The sequence below is a fragment of the Mesorhizobium dulcispinae genome (genome assembly GCF_033977345.1).
GTDB lineage: Bacteria > Pseudomonadota > Alphaproteobacteria > Rhizobiales > Rhizobiaceae > Mesorhizobium > Mesorhizobium dulcispinae.
In genome coordinates this window covers 894378-912515 of record NZ_JAVIIY010000001.1, presented here as the reverse complement: position 1 = coordinate 912515, position 18138 = coordinate 894378, and the positions used below count along the sequence as shown (strand labels likewise).

Here is an 18138-nt window from a genome sequence, read left to right as displayed (position 1 = left end):
GCATCCGGCGCATTGTTCAAACTGTATGGACGACGACATTGAATTCCTCGGCCGGACCCGGAGGAACGAAATGGCTCGAGAACAAATCATACTCCGCTTCGCTTACCTGAAATTGGTGTCCACGGCTTGCATTCCGCTCACGGAGCCGTTGCCGGCAAACAGCGTCGGGAACATCCAGATAGTGAAGCTCATGGGATACTCCGGCCTTGTCAGCCAGGGACCGCATCCAATGCCGGTATGCGACGGTGTTCGCAGGAAAGTCGAGAACGACCGAAAGTCCGTGCCCAAGGATATCGACGATATGAGGTCCCATCGCCGCGCGCAGACGCGCGGAACACTCGGCGTAATCGTCGATTGTCTTCAGGTCCTCGGCAAAAAGGGCTGAAGTCCAGTGATCTTCGCTGATGAGGAGGGTCGCCGGCCGGGTAGCCAGGCGACTGGCAAGAGTGGATTTGCCCGAGGCAATCTTCCCGCAGAGCAGATATAGCGTCGGCATCCGATACCTCGGTCGATCAAGCGGGCCGAGAAGCAGCCTCCCATTCAGCCATCGCGGCGGCGATTTCGAAGCCCTCGACGAGATGCTCGGTGTCCTCCGGCCTTTCGAATTCGACGCCCGTGCGCAAGTGGCTTACCGGCGAGAAGCCAGGGTCCGATTTGCGAATGTGGATGACGCAGTCCCGCGCGCCGGTCCTGTCACCCGAGCGCGCCAGCGCAGCCGCAAGCAGCGACCACCGCTTGGGCCCGTAAGGCAAACGCTGCATCGCCGTTGCGGCGGCGCCATAGTCGCGGGCGGCGTAGAGCGCGAGGGCTCGATCGCAATGATACCATTCGGCATGGAGGGGATTTGCGGCGATCGCCCTGTCCATCAACTCCAGCCCGTCGCGGGGCCGTCCGCGCATGGACAGCACGAGGCCCATCTGCATCATCGTGTCGGAGTCATAGGGGTTGATGTCGAGCGCTCGCCGCATGTGGTGCTCGGCCGCCTCGTGGTCAGGCGCGGCAAGCCGCGCCTGTGCCAGGACGCGGTGGCAGCGAGGCTCGTCCGGCGCCAGCGCCACGGCAAGCGAGGCACGCTCGGTGCAGCTTGCGATGACATGGTCCGGCGCGCTTCCGTAATCGGCAATCGCCAGTTCCACCAGCGCGATATAGGCATGGGCGAGCCCATAATCCGGGTCGCGTGAAATCGCAGCCTTGAGCAGGTTCAAGGCTTCGCTGTTGTCGTCGGGACGATAGCCGCGGAAGCGCACGATCGCTCGCGTCACCAGCTCATAGGCCGCAAGGTCCCGCGTCGGCTTGCCGGCGGTTCGCCGCAAGGCCGCCGCCTCCAGATTTGAAACCAGCCGGTTCACGACACGGTAGGCAATCTCATCCTGAACCGCGAACAGGTCCGGCCCGGCCGCCGCATAGCTCTCGCCCCAGACCAGCGTTCCGGCTTGCGCGTCGACCAGCTTGGCGCTGATCTTCAACTGATCGCCGTTGCGAATGACGGAGCCTCGCACGAAATAGTCCGGCCGCACCGCGATCGGCAGGCCATGGCCTTGAGCGTGCAGGAATGCGGCGAGCGCCGTTTCCCGGTTCAGGATCGTCACGGTATGGAAGCGGGCAAGCCTGTCCGCCACGTCGTCCGCGAAGGCGCCGATCACGGGATCCGAAGTCTCGCCGGGCGCCCGGCCATCCTCGAACGGCACGACCGCGACGACCGGCTGCGATGCCGTCGAAGGCTTGTGACAGGGGGACGAGAGCACATAGCCGCGCTTGGGTACGGCCTTCAGGATCGCCTGGTCGCCGTCGTCGAGCGCCTTCCTGATGTCCCGCACCGCCTGGGTGAGGGAATCCTCGGTGACGGCTATGTTTCCCCACACCGCGGAAATCAGGTCCGACTTGGTGACGACCTTGCCGTCGTTTCGGGCCAGATATGAGAGCAGGCTGAACGCCTTTGAGCGCAGCGGCACCGCCGTCCCGTTCCGCAGCAGCAGGCCGCGCTCCAGATCAAGCTGGCAGTCGCCGAGTTGTAAGACCCCCTGCGAAGCGGATTCCGCCATGGAACAGCGACCTGCCCTTGCGCAACATCCAGTCACCCATTCGGCTACCATTCCGCGCCGGGGTCAAGATATCCATTGGACCGGTGGCGCGGTCGGCCTTCAGGCCCATCGCCGTGATCTCGAGCATTTCGATCAGCGCGCCGGGCGGCGCATAGCCGGGGTTGACCATTCCGGCGGCGACGATCTCGAAGAGTTCCTGGCGTGCAAGGGCGCGGGCTTGATCGTCGAACATGGCTGCCTCCGTCTATCGGAGCAGCATGCCTTAGATTGCCCGCGCCGTACTGACGGAGTTCTGAAATTCTGCTGAAATCCGAAAAGCATAAACCGCGACCGGTGCTTGACACCCCTAAAGCGCGTCGCGGCGAAGCGGATTCAGGCGACATCCTTTAAGTCTTCGTTTTGATGCATGTCGTTCCCCAAAACCGTTGCGCACTTTTGGGCGACACGCACTAGACCTGGCGCATTCCAAGCTCGGCGGGAGATTTGGCCGGCTATAGGCTTGCCAATCACCGTGCCAGCGAAGAGACAGCCGGTGCGTGGGTCGATTGCAAGCGTGTTCATTGTTTGGATGTTCTCATAGTCGCTCAAGCCGTTCCGTAAGGTCGGAGCGTTAGACATCGACGTTGTACCGTTATCGACTGACCGGCGGCAAGAAAATCCGCCGGAAGGCAAAAATAAACCTCAGCGTAAGTCTTGTTTAACCGGCAATTCGGGTTTAGATATGAGACTCGTTGATTTGGCCGATTTGGCTTTAGCGGTGTCAGAGACCCGCCATTTTACTCCGAATTTTCGATGAGAGCGCGTTGCCGGGCCGGCACAACCGCTCGCACGTCTCGACCTCGGAACAATCGCTGCTGACCACGGATGTACTGGCAGCAGATATGTCGCTCCGAAGGTCGGGGCGGAACAATTCGGCGCACTTTCCGGCTTTCGGGAGGATCATGCGCACGAATATCCGCACCGCACAGAGGCTGGCCACGGCGCCAGAGACGCCGCTATTTCGGGGCGCTGCTACCTCGGCAAGAACGCCTCGTCGTTTGCGACCAGCCGAGCGAGATGGCCTAAGGCTGATTGACCGATCGATCCGCCTTCTCGAAGGCCCAGTGCAGCAGGAGGAGCAAACAATCATGATCTCGATCCGTTCTGAAAGGCTCAATAGCCGTCCGACCCGACACGAGGCCGCGACCCATTGCTATTCCTTGGGGCAAAGCGTGCGGCTGAAGCGCAGCTTCAACACGATCCAGGAATCCCGCGAAATCTATCAGATCACCGCGAGGCTGCCGCCTCGGGGAGATTCCCTCCAGTATCGCATCCGAAGCGAGGGCGAGCGCCACGAGCGCATGGCGACAGAAGACAGTCTCGAACCCGTGCGCGCCTCGCGGGACGACGAAAATGCGGCGCTTCTCGAAAGGACATTCGGCAATGGCCAAAGGACAAAAGCATAGCAATCGCGAGATCCGAAAACCGACCGGCATGCCGATTGCCACGCGCCGTATGTTGTCCCCAAATCGTCGCAACGAAGGTCAGCGCGCGAAGGCGGGCTGCCGGGCTGTCATCCTGCCGACCGCCGAAGCCGGTGGAGAGTGACCATGCCGCTCGAATTTCCCAATCCAAGCCGAAGCTTCGACGAAGCGCGCAATGCGGTTCGTTTCATCGGTCACGACGGCATGTTCGCGGTGCCGTTCTTCATCGAAGCGGAGGCATTGACCGCACCCAGTCGCAACGGGCCGGAACCGGCGGAAGCCGCATGCCTGGCGGCCTTCGACGCGGCGCGGCATTCCATCCACACCAGCGCGCGAAAACTTTACTCGGGTGGGAGGCGGACCACCTACACCATAACCGCCGCCGATATGCGCTGACGATGAACTCGCGCACATGTGGCGCATGGGACAGTGAACGGTGCGGACGCCTTCAAACCGGCTGCACTTGTTTGAAGTGATGGGGCCTGGGTGAGCCAGTCCCGGACAACAGCCGTAGCCCTTGGAGGCTAACGGCAGCTGAGGAGATGAATTGCGAGTTGACGTGCGGAACAATGACGTCGATCAGGCCCTGCGGGCGCTGAAAAGGAAACTGCAGCGCGAGGGTCTTCTTCGCGAACTGAAGCGGCGCCGAGCCTACGAGAAACCCTCGGAACGACGCATCCGGGAAAGGGACGATGCCATTCGAAGGGCGCGTAAACTCGCCCGCAAGCAGGCGCAACGGGAAGGACTGCTTCCCGCTCCGAAGAAAAAGCTCTCGCCTGTCGCGGGCCGCCGAAGCAGTCCTGCCCGATCCGGCTGAATCGGTTATCCTGTCAATCTCAGTTTGAATTTGTGTCGACCTGCTGGCGGGACGTTTATTGTTCCGAACGCCTTGGCCTGCTCGCTAACCGCCCTATACTGGAGTCTATCGCCGGCAACTAACAAGCAGGACGTCGGCGGCTGAGCACATGCCTGACCGATATCCTGAACATCCTGAAAGCCCTGTCCGTGATTGAGAGTGCGCAACAGCGCGCCGAACGCGTGAAAGCGGAGAAGGGGTTCCGGGTCCGGTTCCTCATGCGGGAAGCGGGCATTACCGAAGCTCAAGCACTCGATCTTATCGAGCTGATCGGCAACGATACGAATTCGCTTCTTCGCGAGGCGCGGCTTTTGAAGAAGTAGACCGCACCTATCCGAAAGGGAAAAAACGGCGCACAGTGAAATCTCGCTGGTGCGGCGAGGACAGTCCGGCTTTGATCCCTTGCTATTGGGTCGGGCTGTCCGGAGGGACTCCCTCACTCGATCCCGACCGCCCGCTTTTGCAGGGGACCGCGCTTGCTAGTCCCCGGCGTCCGACGCCCGTCCTCTGCTGGCGATCTTGCGGAAGTTTCTGCTTTCGACATCGATAATGGCTCCGCAGCCCGGGCACTCCACCTGCGTGTGCGCGCGCAGCCAGCCGACGCTCTTGCGCGTCTCATAGGCGCAGTCCGTGCAAACGACGCCTATCTCGTCGTCCTGGAGCGATCTGTCGATCTCCACGGATTTCCCCGCTCAGATCAACCGATGGCGCGCTGCCGTCTCGCGGTCGCGTCGTCGCATTCCGCTCGTGTCGTTGTCGATCCAGCGCCGCGCTTCGGTTCGCGGTTCTGTTCCGACGACGCCGCCCTCACTTTTCCATTGAGCGAGTGCGCTCTGATGCGAGTCCAAGCGTTTTACATATGCACTCAGGATCGCGCGCAAATGCGTTTCCGAATCCCCATCGAAGCGTTCGACAAGAAAGCGCGCGGCAGCCGTTCGGCGGCGACTGCCGTGGATCAAAGCCGGGCGAACCTCGGCGAGAATTTTCTCGATCGCCGTTATTTGCTCGGTTGTCGGGTAGGTGGAAGACATAGGGTCCTCCTTCTTGTTGGAGGCTAGGGCACTCTGGCCGCCCTCGGTCGGCATCGCCCATTGCAGAAGCTGCCGATTTGCGACGATACGCCTGTTGCGAATGGATAGCGATGGCCAATCGGGAAATAGTCAAGGCGCGGCCAGCCACCGATCGTAGGCGATGGGGATGCGCCGTTCCAGCTGTCTCCTTGCCGGAAGACGAGTTCTGTGGTCTCTCCAGCATATTTTAGGAAAGGCTTGTGGATGAGAATCGCAATGGTCGTCGCGCTGGCCGCGGCGCTGGCTGGATGTGTGACCTCACCGGTCGACTACGAAGCGAAGCTTTCGCAGCAGGACCCGAAATGGGCGTCGCCACAATGCCAGCAAGCCCGTGCTGCCGCCGCGAACTATACCCAACGCGAAAAGGACCACCCCGGCTGGGGTTTTGGCGTGCTGCTGGGACCCTACAGCATGGGGATGGTGGCGGCGGTGAAGGAGCATGAGCAGCAGCAGCGAAGGCTTCTCGCCCGCCAGATGCATCTGCAATGCTCGAGCCGGCCGCTGCCGAAGGAGCTGGATTTCGACCCGGCGATCTATGCACCGAAGAAGGCGCACTATCCATAAACGTCGCGACCCGCAAGCTGCCAACCCAAGCGGGAGCGAGGCCTTCAGCCATCCTGCCACGCGCTGAGCAGCGGACCCTCGCTGCCGTAGACCGGATCCTTCTCCGGACGGCCGACCTTCGGGATCGTGCGCAGCGCCTCGGCGTGCTGCTCGGCGCGCGTGCACAGATCATAGGTGCCGAAGGGAGGATAGGCGCCGACGACCAGAAGATCGGATGACGAAGACAGGCGCTGGTGGCCGGTGCCGGCCGGCAGGATCGCGACGTCGCCGGCCTTGACGTTAAGCACCTTGCCCTTGTCGCCGCCGAAGCGCACCTCGGCCGTGCCGCGCGCGATGCCCAGCACTTCGTGGATGCGCGAATGGTAATGGACGTAATCGTAGATGCCGTTGCGCCAGCCGTCGCCCCAACCGTTCGTGCTGAAGAGATCCTCAAAGACGGAAGCCGGATCGACATCGTCCGGCAGCGTCACCGCACCGGGGTACACGAGCATCGGCCAGCGCGGGTGGTTGGGCACCAGACCGTCATCCTCGAACCGGAAGGTGAGCGGTTCCCGCTGTTCGACAAGACCGGTGAGCTTCGTCATGCCGGTGACCTTTCCGCCACTCTTGCCGCTCAGGTCAGCCGGTGCCTTCGGATGGCCCCTAAGGCACGGCCGCCTGGCCGGCTCGATTGCCGACCGATCTCAACCAGCGGCGGCGCGCTTTGTTCCCGGAACTGTCGCGCGCGCCTCGCGGCGAAGCAAGAGCGCGATGGCCAAGGCCGGAAGCGCCGTCGCAGCGGCGGCGAGGAAGACGAAGCGCAGCCCGGCCGAAGCGGCGATCAGGCCGAGCGCCGGGCTGCCGAAGCCGAGCGCCACATCGAGGAAAACGGTGTAGAGCCCCATCGCAAGGCCGCGGCTGCTTGCGGGGAGATGCGCGACCGCCTCGGCTCCGAGACCGGGATAGACCAGCGAGTAGCCAAGCCCCGTCAGGACCGCTCCGATGGCCGCGACGACCGGCCCGGGCGCCAGCCAGATCGACACAAGGCCCGCCGCCTCGACCGCCACGAAGATCGCGGCGGCCCGCTTGCCGCCGCACCCCCATCGGCATAGTTTCCGGCGCCGATGCGCGACAGCAGCGAGGCGACGAACTGGCTGCCCGTCACCAGTCCTACCGCGAAGGGACCGAAACCGAGCCTGTCATGCAGGTGCAGCGGCAGGACGGGCAGCGCCAGGCCGATGAGCAGGAAGCCGGCGAAGACGGCCGCCATGATCGGCAACAGTCCCGCCGTGGTCCCGCTGTGTTTGGGCGCGGTGTCCGTCGCCGCCATCGCCAGCACCTAGACCGAAAGCATGACCTTGATGGCGCGGCGCTCGTCCATGGCGCGGTAGCCTTCGGCGACCTCGGCCAGCGGCAGCGTGAGATCGAAGACCTTGCCGGGCTTGATCCTGCCCTTGAGCACGCGCTCCATCAGGTCGGGCAGGAAGCGGCGCACCGGCGCCGGACCGCCCAGCATGCGCTTCTGGCCGAAGAACAGACGCTGGCCGTCGAAGCTCACGCCATGTGGCACGCCGACATAGCCGATGGTGCCGCCGGGCCGCGAGCAGGCCAGCGCCTGGTCGAAGGATTCGGCCGTGCCGACGCATTCCAGCACCGAATCCGCGCCGACGCCCTTGGTGAGCTCCTTGATGCGGGCAATGCCTTCCTCGCCGCGCTCGGCGACGATGTCGGTGGCGCCGAACTCGCGGGCGAGTTTCTGGCGGCTCTCGTGCCGGCTCATGGCGATGATGCGCTCGGCACCCATCTCCTTGGCCGCCAGCACGCCCATCAGGCCGACCGCACCGTCGCCGACGACGACCACCGTCGATCCTTCGCGAACCTCGGCCGCGTCGGCCGCATACCAGCCGGTGCCGAGCACATCCGAGACGGCCAGGAGGTCGGGCACGAGTTCTGCCGGCGGAACCTCGGAGGTGGCCACCAGCGTGCCATCGGCCAGCGGCACGCGGGCATAGGGCGCCTGCGCGCCCGACATGAATTCGCGCTGCTCGCAGGAGGACTGGAAGCCGAAGCGGCAGTGCGGGCATGTGTTGTCGGAAATGCAGAAGGAACCGACGACGAACTGGCCGGGGCGAACGTTGCGCACCTCTGCGCCCACCTCGACGACGATGCCGCAATATTCGTGACCCATATGCATCGGGCCGTCGACCGGCTGCAGCCCGCGATACGGCCACAGATCCGAGCCGCAGATGCAGCTCGCCGAGAGCTTGATGATGGCATCCGTCGGGCGAAGGATCTTCGGGTCCTCGATTTCCTCGCAGCGGATGTCGCCGGCCTTGTGAAGAACGGTTGCGAGCATTTTTCTTCCTTTCGTTTCGATCGGGTCAGGCGCCGTAGTCGGCGTCGCTGACATGTTCCAGCCAGTCCACGACCTTGCCGTCCTTGGTCTCCTGGACGGCAATGTGAACCATCGCGGTGTTGGGTGACGCGCCGTGCCAATGCTTCTCGCCCGGCGCGAACCAGACGACGTCGCCCGGACGGATCTCCTCGACCGGCCCGCCTTCGCGCTGGACGCGGCCGCGGCCGGAAACGACGATCAGCGACTGGCCGAGCGGATGCGTGTGCCAGGCGGTGCGGGCGCCGGGCTCGAAGGTGACCTGCGCGCCCTGCACGCGTTCGGCGTCGAAGGGGTTGAAGAGCGGATCGATGCGGACGGTGCCGGTGAACCAGTCAGCCGGACCTTTGCCGGACGGCCGCGTGCCTGCGCGAAGAATGTCCATGGTGATCTCCTGTCAGATGCGTTCGATGCGAAGCGGGAACTCGCCGCGAATGTGCAGCGCCTCCTGGCCGCCGTCGAAGCGGCCGAGCCTGACGGGGGGCGCGAGCTGGCCCGCACCGACTTGCCGGGAAGATATTGCAGCGAAGCCTGCGGGATTAGATGAGATAATCCGCATGGACTTATCGGCCTGTGATATAAATCTGAAACCGAAGAAGATTCCCGATGCAGCGCGACGACATGAAGGATCTGCTGTGGTTCCTTGCGGTCGCCCGCGAGCGCAGCTTCACCAAGGCGGCGGCGGAGCTCGGCACCTCGCAATCGACGCTCAGCCACACCATCAAGGAGCTGGAAGCGCGGCTCGGCGTTCGCCTGCTCACGCGCACGACGCGCAGCGTGGCGCCCACCGAAGCCGGCGAGCGGCTGTTCCAGTCGCTTGCGCCGCGCTTCGAGGAGATCGAGGCAGACCTCGCCGGCCTGGTCGCCTTTCGCGACAAACCCTCGGGCACTGTCCGCCTCACGCTGTCCGACCACGCGCTGCAGACGGTCGTCTGGCCGAAGCTGCAGCAGGTTCTCCGCGACTATCCGGATCTCCGCGTCGAGCTCTACAGCGACAACGGCATGCGCAACATCGTTGAGGAGCGCTTCGACGCCGGCGTGCGGCTCGGCGAGAGCATCGACAGGGACATGATCGCGGTGCGGATCGGTCCCGACTGGCGGCTCGTGGCGGTTGCTTCGCCCGACTATTTCTCGCGCCGCCCCGCCCCAAGGATCCCTCAGGACCTGGTCGCGCATGACTGCATCTGCCTGCGGCAGGCGACGTTCGGGGGGCTCTATGCCTGGGAGTTCGAGAAAAAAGGCCGCGAGCTTAGGGTCCGCGTGGATGGCCAGCTTACCTTCAATTCGACGCTTCCCATGGTCGATGCGGCGCTAAGCGGTTACGGCATCTGCTACGTGCCTGAAAACCTCGTCAGCCACCATATCGCCGAGGGACGGCTGACGCTCGTGCTAGACCACTGGAGCCTGCCCTTCCCGGGCTATCACCTTTACTATCCGAGCCGCCGGCAGCTTTCACCGGCGATGGCGGTGATCGTCGAGGCGCTTAGGCATAGGGGCTGAGGTTGGAAACAGATCGAGGTCAGTGCGGTTAGCCCATCGGCGCGCAGATGCATGTCGGCCTCAGTCGAGACCATCACCCGCTCGCCGGACCTCGAGAACTTGTAGAGCGTATCCCGGCAGCCGGATATGACCTCACCGCCCCTTCCGTGCAGGCAAACCACAGGGTCGCCAGAAAGGCATAGCCGGAGCGATGCGCCCGGCTACCGTGATCGTCCCACATTTCCTCTCTTGATAGATTGCGTTCGATATCTATGTTGAGTTATAGATTTTAGACGCAATCTAAATGTGGAGATCGGCGATGCGCGTGAGCCGCATTCAGGCTAAGAAGAACCGGCAAACCGTGATCGACGTGGCCAGCCGCCTTTTTCGGGAACATGGCTTTGACGGAATCGGCCTCAAGGATCTGATGAAGGGCGCAGGGCTGACCCAAGGCGCCTTTTACAAACAGTTCGTGTCGAAGGAGGACTTGGCCGCCCAGGCGTCCAAGCGAGCGATGGAGAGCGCTGCCGATCGATGGGCAGCGGCGACCGCAGGCAATCCCGGCGATCCACTTGCGGCGGTGACCGCGTTCTACCTCAGCATGGGCCATCGCGAAGAGAGGATGGACGGCTGTCCGGTCGCGGCGCTCGGCTCGGATGCCGCCAGGCAAGGGACCGAGGTGAAAGCGTCGTTCGAAGCCGGCATCAAAGAGTATCTCGAAATCATCGGGCGTCTGATTGCCGCGGCCAACGGCAAAGAGCCCGATAGCAAGGCCATGGCCATTCTCTCGACGATGGTCGGTGCGCTGTTGTTGTCGCGCGTCGTCAACGACCATGACCTCGCTCAGGCCTTTCTGGATGCGGCGACCGAACAGGTGCGCGACACCGTCACCGCTTGAACGGCGCCGGCTGGCGTCTCAGATCGATAGGAGCATAGATGCGACGGATTGTTGTCACAGGCATGGGCGCGGTCACGCCCCTGGCCGCGGATGTCGAGACGTCCTGGTCGCGTCTCCTGGCCGGCCGCTCCGGCATCAGCAGGCTTGCGGACGACGTGGTGGGAGATTTGCCCGCCAAGATCGGCGGCGTGGTTCCCTCCCTGGAGGAAGATCCTGAAGCCGGCCTAGATGCGGACGCCTTCGTGGCTCCGAAGGATCAGCGCAAGATCGACCGCTTCATTCTCTTCGCGCTGGCGGCGGCGGAAGAGGCGCTTGCTCAGTCGAGATGGAAACCGGTCTCGGAAAAGGATCGGGTTCGCACCGCGACGATCATTGCTTCAGGCGTCGGCGGGTTCCCCGCCATAACCGAGGCGGTGCGCACGGTCGACCAGCGCGGCGTTCGGCGTCTTTCGCCGTTCACGGTGCCGTCCTTCCTGGTGAACCTCGCGGCGGGCCACATCTCGATCCGCTACGGCTTCAAAGGGCACATCGGAGCACCGGTGACCGCGTGCGCCGCCGGCATCCAGGCGATCGGCGATGCGGCTCGCATCATCCGCGCCGATGAAGCCGATATCGCCGTGTGCGGCGGCACCGAAGCATGCATGAATACCGTCAGTCTGGGGGGCTTTGCAGCGGCACGCTCGCTTTCGACCTCATTCAACCACCGTCCCGATCAGGCCTCCCGTCCATTCGACACGTCGCGGGATGGTTTCGTCATGGGCGAAGGCGCTGGCATCCTGGTCGTCGAGGAATTGAACCATGCGCTGGCGCGCGGCGCCAAACCGCTCGCCGAGGTCGTCGGCTATGGCACCACGGCGGATGCTCATCACGTCACTTCCGGCCCCGAGGACGGGGATGGCGCGCGCCGTGCCATGGAGATCGCGATTGCCCAAGCCGGCATTTCACCGCGCGAGATCCGCCATCTCAACGCCCACGCGACCTCCACGCCGGTGGGCGACCTGGGAGAAATCGAGGCGATCAAAAGCGTCTTCGGTACGGATTTCTCGATTGCCGTCAGCGGAACGAAGTCGGCCACCGGACACCTGCTCGGGGCCGCCGGTGGGCTCGGCGCAATCTTCACGATCCTGGCGCTCAGGGACCAGGTGGCACCGCCTACGCTCAATATGAGCACCCCTGATCCAGCCGGCGAAGGGATAGACTTCGTCGCCAACCGTGCTCGGCCGATGGAGATGGATTACGCGATCTCCAACGGATTCGGCTTCGGGGGAGTGAACGCCAGCGCCCTGTTCCGGCGCTGGGACGGACACGGCGTGAATGGTCGAGCGGCTCCCGGCTGACGCATTCGCACGGGACTTCCTGCTTCTCCAATCCATTCCAAGAAAGTGATCTCCATGAACAAGACCAATCCTGGCGTCGCCATCGTCACAGGGGCATCCTCCGGCATCGGGCTTGCAACGGCCAAGGCTCTGCAGAATGGCGGCTTTCGCGTGTTCGGAACGAGCCGTCGCGCAGTTTCCAAGAAATCCGACGGCATTACCATGCTGACCTGCGACGTGACCGACGACGCGTCCGTGGCGAAGCTGGTCGACGAGGTGCTGGCCGAGGCGGGGCGAATCGACTTGCTCGTCAACAATGCCGGAATGGGCCTGCTTGGCGGCGCCGAGGAATCCTCGATTGCGCAGGCTCGGGCTTTGTTCGACGTGAATGTCTTCGGTGTCATCCGGATGGTCAACGCAATGCTGCCGACGATGCGACGGCAAGGAAAGGGCAGAATCGTCAACTTGAGCTCGGTCCAGGGGTTCATCCCTGCTCCCTATTTCGCCCTCTATTCGTCGACCAAACACGCCGTTGAAGGCTATTCAGAATCGCTTGACCACGAACTGCGGCTGTTCGGAATTCGTGTCGTGTTGGTCGAGCCGGCCTATACGCGTACCTCTTTCGAAGACAATCTCGCCAGGCCAGACCAGCTGCTTGATATCTATGACGCCGCGCGCGCCGGCATGACCACAGCCGTGCGGAAGGCGATGGAAAAAGGCGATGCGCCCGAAGTGGTGGCCAACACCGTTTTGGCGGCCGCGACCGATCCCACTCCGAAGCGGCGCTATGCGGCGGGAAAAATGGCGCGCCAGATCAGTTTGCTGCGCCGTTTCGTCCCCGCATCCGCATTCGACAAGAGCCTGCGAAAGCAGCTCGGGCTGCCGGTCTGACATCCGGGCCGCCGCCAGCTTTCACCGGCGATGGCGGTGATCGTCGAGGCGCTGCGGCATCGCAGCTGAGGTTACCGAGGGCGGATCGATGGCCGTCGAGCCATCGCAACCCTCGCCTCAGGCAGCGCTCCCGGCTCGGCGCGGCCGGACTACACGTTTTCGTGAACTACAGGGGCCGGAACCAGTGTAACCTCCATCAGTGCCGTGGCGAACTTCCAGAAGAACCTGCGGCTTCCGGCAGCGCCGGGAGAGAAGGGTTCGTGCAATAACGCCCATTGGAGGAGAAGCATGTCAAACCGCCTGATTTCCGCTGCCGTTGCCAGTGCCTTTGCCGCAGCCATTGGCGCCGCTGCCATAGGCTCCGCATCGGCCGCTATGAGCGAGGCAGAAATGATGAAGATGCGGGAGATGACCAAAAAGGAGGTCGCTTCCGGCAAGATGGAGAAGTGCTTCGGCGTGGCGCTGAAGGGCCATAACGACTGCTACGCGGGCGCTGGAACCACCTGCGCGGGCACGTCCACCAAGGACTACCAGGGCAATGCCTTCAAGCTGGTGAAGAAGGGAACCTGCACCGCCATGACGACGCCCAAGGGCCGCGGCTCGCTGAAGCCGATCACCTGATGTCCAAGGCACTCCGGCGGGTGGCGTCGCCATCCGCCTGCTGCCCGTTGCCCTTCCGGGAGCCGACCATGAACATTCCTCCGCGCGCCGGCGTGGGACTTAAGCCCCAGCACTACCGCGAGATCCTGGAAACGGTGCCGGGTATCGGCTTTTTCGAAGTCCACGCCGAAAACTACATGGGGGCTGGTGGACCGCCGCATCGCTACCTCCGCGCGATCCGCGAGCTCTATCCGCTATCGCTGCACGGCGTCGGCCTGTCGATCGGCGCGGCCAGGCCCCTCGACCGAGACCATTTGAGGCGCTTGAAGGACCTGATCGCCCGTTACGAGCCGGGACTGTTCTCCGAGCACCTTGCATGGTCGAGCCATGGCGAGGCGTTTCTGAACGATCTCCTGCCGATGCCCTACACCAGGGAAACGCTCCGGCGCATCGCCTCCCACATCGACGAGGTGCAGGAAACACTCGGCCGCCAGATGCTGCTGGAAAATCCCTCCACCTACATCGCCTTTGCCGAAAGCACCTATGCCGAGCCTGATTTCATCGCCGAGGTGCAGCGGCGCACTGGCTGCGGACTGCTGCTCGATGTGAGCAACGTCCATGTCGCCTCGACCAATCAGCAGTGGGATCCCTTTGCCTATGTCGACGCCTATCCGCTCGGCGCCGTGCAGGAAATACATCTTGCCGGCTTCACGCCGGAGACCGACGAGAAACAGAGGCCGCTTCTTATCGATACCCACAACCGGCCGGTCGACCCGTTGGTTTGGCAGCTCTACGCCTACGTGATCGGCAAGCTCGGTCCCACGCCGACGCTGATCGAATGGGATGCCGATTTGCCGTCATGGGCCGAGCTGCACGCCGAGGCCATGCGGGCCGAAGCGCATATGACGTCTCACGCGACACCGCAGGAGGTGCGCCTTGCAGGGACTGGCTGAACGGCAGCATGATTTCGCCAAGGCCCTGCTCGATGCGGCGCGGGCCACACCGCCGGGCCTTGTAGGCCCCGATGGCTTACCAAGTCCGCGCCGCTTTGCGGTCTATCGCAACAACGTCGTGACCGGCCTCATCGAGACATTGAAGGAAAACTACCCGGCGGTTCATCGTATCGTCGGAGATGAATTCTTCCGCGCCATGGCAGGGCAATTTGCAATAACCCATCCGCCGCGATCCCCCATCATGCTGGACTACGGCGCAGGCTTCCCGGAATTCATTGATGGATTCGAGCCTGCGGCGACGGTTCCCTATCTCGCCGATGTGGCGAGGATCGAGCGCGCCTGGATCGAGGCTTATCACGCAGCCGATGCGGAGCCGCTTTCCGCCGCCGATCTCCTCGCCATCGATCAGGACCGCCTCGCCCAGGTCAGGCTGGCGCTCCATCCTTCGCTGCGTGTTATGCAATCGCGCTTTCCCGCCCTCACCATCTGGCGCATGAACATTGCGGGCGGCGAGCCCGCATATGTCGATCTCGATGCCGGCGGCGAGGATGCCCTCATCATCCGCCCAGGCGCAGAAGTTCGTGTGCACCAGATTCCGATGGGGGCAGCGGCCCTTGTCAGGAGCCTGGGCGCCGGCGGGCCAGTGGTGGCCGCGGCTATCGCCGCACTTGAGGTGACAATCCACTTCGATCTCAGCGCGACGTTGGCCGGACTGATTGAATCCGGCGCTTTCACCGATTGGAGCCTCGAACGAGATGCTGAAGGTGATCCGTCATGATGTCTGCTCCGGAACTGATCCAAACACTGACAAGGCGGCTTTCCTCTATCGCCGTGGCTGTGGCGCCGATCTTTCTGCGCGCCGCGCTCGCGGTGCCGTTTTTCCGCTCCGGCCTCACGCGCTGGGACGGCTTCCTGCAGATTTCGGATAGCACCACCTATCTGTTCGAAGAGGAGTTCAAATTGCACCTCTTCGGCGCCGAGTACGGATTCCCCATGCCCGATGCCGTGGCCTATCTTGTGGCAACCGCCGAGCTCACTTTGCCGGTGCTGCTGGTCCTGGGCCTCGCCACTCGCTTCGCCGCGTTGGCGATGCTCGTCATGACCGGTGTCATCCAACTTGTGGTGCCCGACGGCTGGGCCAACTTCCATCTGCCCTGGGCCGCCATGGCGATCTCGATCATAGCCCTGGGCGCCGGGCCCATTTCCCTCGACCGGCTGATAGCCTTACGATTTGCTTCGGAGGCGTACCGGCAATGACCACCAAACCGGCGCTGAAGCTTGTGCGGGGGGCGGCTGCTCCCTCGCCGCAGGTGCGAGAGCTGGATTGGTCGATCCTCATGGCCAGGGCCCAGGATGGCGATGCCAACGCCTACCGGCGGCTCCTCGAGAGCATCACTCCTTACCTCCGCGCCCACGCGGCGCGCTGTCACCGCAATCCCAGCGATGTCGAGGATGCGGTGCAGGATATACTGCTTACCTTGCACGCCGTGCGTCGAACCTATGATCCGGCGCGGCCATTCAGTCCCTGGCTCACGGCCATTGCCAGACGCAGGCTGATCGACCGTCTGCGCCGCCAAGGTCGCCGTCGGGCCTTCGAAACGGAATTTGAACCTGCGCACGAAACCTTTGCCGGCCAACCCACGAACCTTGAAGACATGACGAAGATCCATGAGATTGCCACGGCCCTCGACCGCCTTCCTCCCGGACAGCGTGAAGCCGTGCTGCTCACCAAGATCGAAGGGCTGTCGCTGAAGGAAGCCTCGGCGGCGAGCGGGACGAGCGTGGCAGCACTCAAAGTCGCAACGCACCGCGCCGTCCAGCGCCTGCGGCGATTCTTCTCTGGCGGGAGTGAGCCATGACCCCCACGGATGATCTCATCTCCGCGCTTACCGCCAATCTGAGGCCGGTCAGGCGGCTTCGTCCGCCGTTGTTGCGCGCCACCGGTTTCCTGCTCCTGGCTGCATTGATCCTCGCCATGATTGCTGCTGCGCATGGCTGGCGGCCGGGGCTGCTCGTTCGCCTGGCGGAAATCCGCTTCGCCTTGAGCCTTGCGGGGGCTCTCTTCACCGGCGTTCTTGCCGCAGTCGCGGCATTCCTCGTCAGCCTCCCTGGCCGTTCACGTCACTGGCTGTGGCTGCCCTTTCCGGCACTTGCCCTGTGGCTTTTCTCGATCGGCTATCAGTGCCTGAGTTTCTGGACACCGATGGCTCCCGGCCGCGCGTCCCCCGGCGAGACGGTTTCGTGCGTTGCCACCTTGGTGCTGACCAGCCTGCCTTTGTCGCTCGCCCTGGGCCTCATGCTTCGCCATGCCGCCAGTTTCAACCCCGCGCCGGTGATATTCGCCGCAAGCCTTTCCGTGGCTGGAATTACCGCAACGGCGCTGACCCTGTTTCATCCGATCGACGCCAGCATCGAGATCTTGATGTTCAATCTCGGCACCGGACTGTTGATCATGCTGTCGGGCGCCGCCATCCATCTGTTCTTGTCGAGCCGCGCGGAGATGCCGGAATGATCGGACCATCGCCCATCGGCAGCAATTCAACGACATCGCGGGCTGCGCTGCCGCTCGCTCTTGGCGGCCTTTCGGCAGGTCTCCTCGCCTCCGCCTGCTGTATCCTTCCCCTCGCCTTGGCGCTCGCGGGAATTAGCGGCGCCTGGATCGCGCGCCTCACCGCGCTGGCGCCTTACCAGCCATATTTCCTCACGGTGGCGGTCGTCTCCATCGGCCTCGGGTTGTGGCGTCACCGAGGCAGCGAAGCCGCCTGCCTTCCGGGCTCCCTTTGCGCCAGCCCCGTTTATCGCCGTTCCATCCGATGGATCCTGTTGGCCGCGAGCCTCCTTGCAGCGTCGGCGGCCGCTGTCGACGTCTACGGACAGCTCAATCTGTAGGAGATCCCTATGCGCATCGCGATTGCAATCGCTGTCCTGCTCCTCGCCGCCGCGCCCGCCGCCGCGGGGCAGCGCACCGCCACATTCTCAGTGCCCGACATGACGTGTCCGCTCTGCCCGGTCACTGTTGCGACCGCAATCAAGCGCCTTGACGGCATCGTCTCCGTTTCAACCGATGTCGATGCCAAAACTGCAACGGTCGTCTTTGACGCTGGCAAGACGAGCACCGCGGCGATCGCCGCTGCTTCCACCAACGCCGGCTATGCGGCAGCCTTGGTGAAAGAGCAATGATCGAGCTCACCAGCACCATTACCTGTCCGGCCTGCGGCCACCGCAGAACCGAGACGATGCCGGCCGATGCCTGCCAGTACTTCTACGAATGCGAAAGCTGCAAGGTTCTCCTCAAGCCCCTGGCGGGAGATTGCTGCGTATTCTGCTCTTACGGAGACCGTCCCTGTCCGCCGAAACAGAAGGAGCGGCAGTCCGGGGCATCGGGCGGGCGTCATTGCTGTTGATGACAACGACACTCCCGCTGCTGCCAGTCGGCGTGGCACTTTCATGCGCGGCTCGCCACCGCTCGGCCGGCAATGTGGCGTCGCCGGCGTGCCGCACGCCGAAGATAGGCACCGCAGCGTCGTCAATTCATCCGCTGTAAGCCGGCGCTTCGCTCGCGCACTCCTCATTGACATCGGCACGACACCGGCTATTTGTAGCGCCGGAAAGTGGACGGGTTCCGTCCGCTTCGC

Annotated in this window: 28 protein-coding genes; 18 read left to right on the top strand and 10 right to left on the bottom strand. The window is 63.6% G+C overall.

Translation table 11 applies throughout. From position 1 onward, the window contains the following. Nucleotides 1–16: 16 nt before the first annotated feature. The 3 genes from RFN30_RS04455 to RFN30_RS04445 are packed head-to-tail and all read right to left on the bottom strand — an operon-like array spanning nucleotide 17 to nucleotide 2274. Entirely contained in the window at nucleotides 17–496 is a 480-nt protein-coding gene (locus RFN30_RS04455) for a P-loop nucleotide/nucleoside kinase family protein (RefSeq protein ID WP_320260895.1), read from the bottom strand. Between the two features lie 16 nt (nucleotides 497–512). Further along, nucleotides 513–2042 carry a winged helix-turn-helix domain-containing tetratricopeptide repeat protein gene (locus RFN30_RS04450; RefSeq protein WP_320260894.1) on the bottom strand — a complete coding sequence of 510 codons (1530 nt, stop codon included), beginning with the start codon at nucleotides 2040–2042 and terminating at the stop codon, nucleotides 513–515. Further along, on the bottom strand, nucleotides 1990–2274 hold the full coding sequence (locus RFN30_RS04445) for a hypothetical protein (RefSeq protein WP_320260893.1): 285 nt from the start codon (nucleotides 2272–2274) through the stop codon (nucleotides 1990–1992). The genes RFN30_RS04450 and RFN30_RS04445 overlap by 53 nt, the downstream gene beginning before the upstream one ends. A 709-nt stretch (nucleotides 2275–2983) precedes the next feature. On the opposite strand from RFN30_RS04445, the gene RFN30_RS32370 reads away from it, so the two are divergent. The 4 genes from RFN30_RS32370 (at nucleotide 2984) to RFN30_RS04425 (ending at nucleotide 4684) form a co-directional block, all read left to right on the top strand. Next, nucleotides 2984–3487, top strand: a complete 504-nt coding sequence (locus RFN30_RS32370) for a hypothetical protein (protein ID WP_430698610.1) — start codon at nucleotides 2984–2986, stop codon at nucleotides 3485–3487. Between the two features lie 144 nt (nucleotides 3488–3631). Then, nucleotides 3632–3901, top strand: coding sequence for a DUF1488 family protein (locus RFN30_RS04435; protein ID WP_320260976.1), 270 nt, complete (start codon nucleotides 3632–3634; stop codon nucleotides 3899–3901). Nucleotides 3902–4052: 151 nt separating this feature from the next. Continuing rightward, entirely contained in the window at nucleotides 4053–4322 is a 270-nt protein-coding gene (rpsU, locus tag RFN30_RS04430; protein ID WP_320260892.1) for a 30S ribosomal protein S21, read from the top strand. Between the two features lie 188 nt (nucleotides 4323–4510). Continuing rightward, entirely contained in the window at nucleotides 4511–4684 is a 174-nt protein-coding gene (locus RFN30_RS04425; RefSeq protein WP_320260891.1) for a hypothetical protein, read from the top strand. A gap of 156 nt (nucleotides 4685–4840) precedes the next feature. Here the strand turns inward: RFN30_RS04425 and RFN30_RS04420 are convergent, their stop codons facing one another. Further along, nucleotides 4841–5041 (bottom strand): hypothetical protein, encoded by a 201-nt coding sequence (locus RFN30_RS04420; protein WP_320260890.1) that lies wholly within the window; start codon nucleotides 5039–5041, stop codon nucleotides 4841–4843. Nucleotides 5042–5053: 12 nt separating this feature from the next. Beyond that, nucleotides 5054–5392 (bottom strand): hypothetical protein, encoded by a 339-nt coding sequence (locus RFN30_RS04415; RefSeq protein ID WP_320260889.1) that lies wholly within the window; start codon nucleotides 5390–5392, stop codon nucleotides 5054–5056. Nucleotides 5393–5635: 243 nt separating this feature from the next. Between RFN30_RS04415 and RFN30_RS04410 the strand changes: the two genes are divergently transcribed. Further along, nucleotides 5636–5995 (top strand): hypothetical protein, encoded by a 360-nt coding sequence (locus RFN30_RS04410; protein WP_320260888.1) that lies wholly within the window; start codon nucleotides 5636–5638, stop codon nucleotides 5993–5995. Between the two features lie 44 nt (nucleotides 5996–6039). Here the strand turns inward: RFN30_RS04410 and RFN30_RS04405 are convergent, their stop codons facing one another. The 5 genes from RFN30_RS04405 to RFN30_RS04385 form a co-directional block, all read right to left on the bottom strand. Beyond that, entirely contained in the window at nucleotides 6040–6579 is a 540-nt protein-coding gene (locus RFN30_RS04405; protein ID WP_320260887.1) for a cupin, read from the bottom strand. 99 nt (nucleotides 6580–6678) lie between these two features. Further along, the gene (locus tag RFN30_RS04400; protein WP_320260886.1) at nucleotides 6679–7041 is read right to left on the bottom strand and encodes an MFS transporter; all 363 of its coding nucleotides are present in this window, start codon (nucleotides 7039–7041) and stop codon (nucleotides 6679–6681) included. Continuing rightward, the gene (locus RFN30_RS04395; protein ID WP_320260885.1) at nucleotides 6963–7304 is read right to left on the bottom strand and encodes a hypothetical protein; all 342 of its coding nucleotides are present in this window, start codon (nucleotides 7302–7304) and stop codon (nucleotides 6963–6965) included. Before RFN30_RS04395 ends, RFN30_RS04400 begins: the two co-directional genes overlap by 79 nt. Nucleotides 7305–7313: 9 nt before the next feature. Further along, the gene (locus tag RFN30_RS04390; protein ID WP_320260884.1) at nucleotides 7314–8330 is read right to left on the bottom strand and encodes a zinc-dependent alcohol dehydrogenase family protein; all 1017 of its coding nucleotides are present in this window, start codon (nucleotides 8328–8330) and stop codon (nucleotides 7314–7316) included. Between the two features lie 25 nt (nucleotides 8331–8355). Further along, the gene (locus RFN30_RS04385) at nucleotides 8356–8751 is read right to left on the bottom strand and encodes a (R)-mandelonitrile lyase (protein ID WP_320260883.1); all 396 of its coding nucleotides are present in this window, start codon (nucleotides 8749–8751) and stop codon (nucleotides 8356–8358) included. A gap of 221 nt (nucleotides 8752–8972) precedes the next feature. On the opposite strand from RFN30_RS04385, the gene RFN30_RS04380 reads away from it, so the two are divergent. The 13 genes from RFN30_RS04380 (at nucleotide 8973) to RFN30_RS04320 (ending at nucleotide 17907) form a co-directional block, all read left to right on the top strand. Next, nucleotides 8973–9866 carry a LysR family transcriptional regulator gene (locus tag RFN30_RS04380; protein WP_320260882.1) on the top strand — a complete coding sequence of 298 codons (894 nt, stop codon included), beginning with the start codon at nucleotides 8973–8975 and terminating at the stop codon, nucleotides 9864–9866. A 298-nt stretch (nucleotides 9867–10164) separates the two neighbouring features. Further along, nucleotides 10165–10743, top strand: a complete 579-nt coding sequence (locus tag RFN30_RS04375; RefSeq protein ID WP_320260881.1) for a TetR/AcrR family transcriptional regulator — start codon at nucleotides 10165–10167, stop codon at nucleotides 10741–10743. A 38-nt stretch (nucleotides 10744–10781) separates the two neighbouring features. Further along, on the top strand, nucleotides 10782–12080 hold the full coding sequence (gene fabF, locus RFN30_RS04370; protein ID WP_320260880.1) for a beta-ketoacyl-ACP synthase II: 1299 nt from the start codon (nucleotides 10782–10784) through the stop codon (nucleotides 12078–12080). A 54-nt stretch (nucleotides 12081–12134) separates the two neighbouring features. After that, entirely contained in the window at nucleotides 12135–12950 is an 816-nt protein-coding gene (locus RFN30_RS04365; RefSeq protein WP_320260879.1) for an oxidoreductase, read from the top strand. Nucleotides 12951–13238: 288 nt separating this feature from the next. Next, complete coding sequence (locus RFN30_RS04360) at nucleotides 13239–13571, top strand: BufA1 family periplasmic bufferin-type metallophore (protein WP_320260878.1); 333 nt, start codon at nucleotides 13239–13241, stop codon at nucleotides 13569–13571. A gap of 68 nt (nucleotides 13572–13639) precedes the next feature. Next, nucleotides 13640–14503, top strand: a complete 864-nt coding sequence (gene bufB, locus RFN30_RS04355) for an MNIO family bufferin maturase (protein ID WP_320260877.1) — start codon at nucleotides 13640–13642, stop codon at nucleotides 14501–14503. Further along, nucleotides 14487–15281, top strand: coding sequence for an HvfC/BufC N-terminal domain-containing protein (locus tag RFN30_RS04350; RefSeq protein ID WP_320260876.1), 795 nt, complete (start codon nucleotides 14487–14489; stop codon nucleotides 15279–15281). Before bufB ends, RFN30_RS04350 begins: the two co-directional genes overlap by 17 nt. Beyond that, nucleotides 15278–15760: a DoxX family protein gene (locus RFN30_RS04345; protein ID WP_430698604.1), complete on the top strand. Its 483-nt coding sequence runs from the start codon at nucleotides 15278–15280 to the stop codon at nucleotides 15758–15760. Before RFN30_RS04350 ends, RFN30_RS04345 begins: the two co-directional genes overlap by 4 nt. Then, a complete protein-coding gene (locus RFN30_RS04340; protein WP_320260875.1) occupies nucleotides 15757–16362 on the top strand; it encodes a sigma-70 family RNA polymerase sigma factor in 606 nt (201 codons plus the stop codon). Before RFN30_RS04345 ends, RFN30_RS04340 begins: the two co-directional genes overlap by 4 nt. Then, nucleotides 16359–17015, top strand: coding sequence for an NrsF family protein (locus RFN30_RS04335; RefSeq protein ID WP_320260874.1), 657 nt, complete (start codon nucleotides 16359–16361; stop codon nucleotides 17013–17015). The genes RFN30_RS04340 and RFN30_RS04335 overlap by 4 nt, the downstream gene beginning before the upstream one ends. Further along, nucleotides 17012–17392, top strand: coding sequence for a mercuric transporter MerT family protein (locus RFN30_RS04330; protein ID WP_320260873.1), 381 nt, complete (start codon nucleotides 17012–17014; stop codon nucleotides 17390–17392). The genes RFN30_RS04335 and RFN30_RS04330 overlap by 4 nt, the downstream gene beginning before the upstream one ends. A 9-nt stretch (nucleotides 17393–17401) precedes the next feature. Next, a complete protein-coding gene (locus RFN30_RS04325) occupies nucleotides 17402–17683 on the top strand; it encodes a heavy-metal-associated domain-containing protein (protein WP_320260872.1) in 282 nt (93 codons plus the stop codon). Then, nucleotides 17680–17907: a GDCCVxC domain-containing (seleno)protein gene (locus tag RFN30_RS04320; RefSeq protein WP_347349916.1), complete on the top strand. Its 228-nt coding sequence runs from the start codon at nucleotides 17680–17682 to the stop codon at nucleotides 17905–17907. Before RFN30_RS04325 ends, RFN30_RS04320 begins: the two co-directional genes overlap by 4 nt. The last annotated feature ends 231 nt before the right edge of the window (nucleotides 17908–18138 follow it).

Excerpts from the sequence above, each read along its gene's own strand:
- RFN30_RS04455 (WP_320260895.1), bottom strand. The coding sequence starts at position 496 with ATGCCGACGCTATATCTGCTCTGCGGGAAGATTGCCTCGGGCAAATCC.
- RFN30_RS04450 (WP_320260894.1), bottom strand. The coding sequence starts at position 2,042 with ATGGCGGAATCCGCTTCGCAGGGGGTCTTACAACTCGGCGACTGCCAG.
- RFN30_RS04445 (WP_320260893.1), bottom strand. The coding sequence starts at position 2,274 with ATGTTCGACGATCAAGCCCGCGCCCTTGCACGCCAGGAACTCTTCGAG.
- RFN30_RS32370 (WP_430698610.1), top strand. The coding sequence starts at position 2,984 with ATGCGCACGAATATCCGCACCGCACAGAGGCTGGCCACGGCGCCAGAG.
- RFN30_RS04435 (WP_320260976.1), top strand. The coding sequence starts at position 3,632 with ATGCCGCTCGAATTTCCCAATCCAAGCCGAAGCTTCGACGAAGCGCGC.
- RFN30_RS04415 (WP_320260889.1), bottom strand. The coding sequence starts at position 5,392 with ATGTCTTCCACCTACCCGACAACCGAGCAAATAACGGCGATCGAGAAA.
- RFN30_RS04410 (WP_320260888.1), top strand. The coding sequence starts at position 5,636 with ATGAGAATCGCAATGGTCGTCGCGCTGGCCGCGGCGCTGGCTGGATGT.
- RFN30_RS04405 (WP_320260887.1), bottom strand. The coding sequence starts at position 6,579 with ATGACGAAGCTCACCGGTCTTGTCGAACAGCGGGAACCGCTCACCTTC.
- RFN30_RS04395 (WP_320260885.1), bottom strand. The coding sequence starts at position 7,304 with ATGGCGGCGACGGACACCGCGCCCAAACACAGCGGGACCACGGCGGGA.
- RFN30_RS04390 (WP_320260884.1), bottom strand. The coding sequence starts at position 8,330 with ATGCTCGCAACCGTTCTTCACAAGGCCGGCGACATCCGCTGCGAGGAA.
- RFN30_RS04385 (WP_320260883.1), bottom strand. The coding sequence starts at position 8,751 with ATGGACATTCTTCGCGCAGGCACGCGGCCGTCCGGCAAAGGTCCGGCT.
- RFN30_RS04380 (WP_320260882.1), top strand. The coding sequence starts at position 8,973 with ATGCAGCGCGACGACATGAAGGATCTGCTGTGGTTCCTTGCGGTCGCC.
- RFN30_RS04375 (WP_320260881.1), top strand. The coding sequence starts at position 10,165 with ATGCGCGTGAGCCGCATTCAGGCTAAGAAGAACCGGCAAACCGTGATC.
- fabF (WP_320260880.1), top strand. The coding sequence starts at position 10,782 with ATGCGACGGATTGTTGTCACAGGCATGGGCGCGGTCACGCCCCTGGCC.
- RFN30_RS04365 (WP_320260879.1), top strand. The coding sequence starts at position 12,135 with ATGAACAAGACCAATCCTGGCGTCGCCATCGTCACAGGGGCATCCTCC.
- RFN30_RS04360 (WP_320260878.1), top strand. The coding sequence starts at position 13,239 with ATGTCAAACCGCCTGATTTCCGCTGCCGTTGCCAGTGCCTTTGCCGCA.
- bufB (WP_320260877.1), top strand. The coding sequence starts at position 13,640 with ATGAACATTCCTCCGCGCGCCGGCGTGGGACTTAAGCCCCAGCACTAC.
- RFN30_RS04345 (WP_430698604.1), top strand. The coding sequence starts at position 15,278 with ATGATGTCTGCTCCGGAACTGATCCAAACACTGACAAGGCGGCTTTCC.
- RFN30_RS04340 (WP_320260875.1), top strand. The coding sequence starts at position 15,757 with ATGACCACCAAACCGGCGCTGAAGCTTGTGCGGGGGGCGGCTGCTCCC.
- RFN30_RS04335 (WP_320260874.1), top strand. The coding sequence starts at position 16,359 with ATGACCCCCACGGATGATCTCATCTCCGCGCTTACCGCCAATCTGAGG.
- RFN30_RS04330 (WP_320260873.1), top strand. The coding sequence starts at position 17,012 with ATGATCGGACCATCGCCCATCGGCAGCAATTCAACGACATCGCGGGCT.
- RFN30_RS04325 (WP_320260872.1), top strand. The coding sequence starts at position 17,402 with ATGCGCATCGCGATTGCAATCGCTGTCCTGCTCCTCGCCGCCGCGCCC.
- RFN30_RS04320 (WP_347349916.1), top strand. The coding sequence starts at position 17,680 with ATGATCGAGCTCACCAGCACCATTACCTGTCCGGCCTGCGGCCACCGC.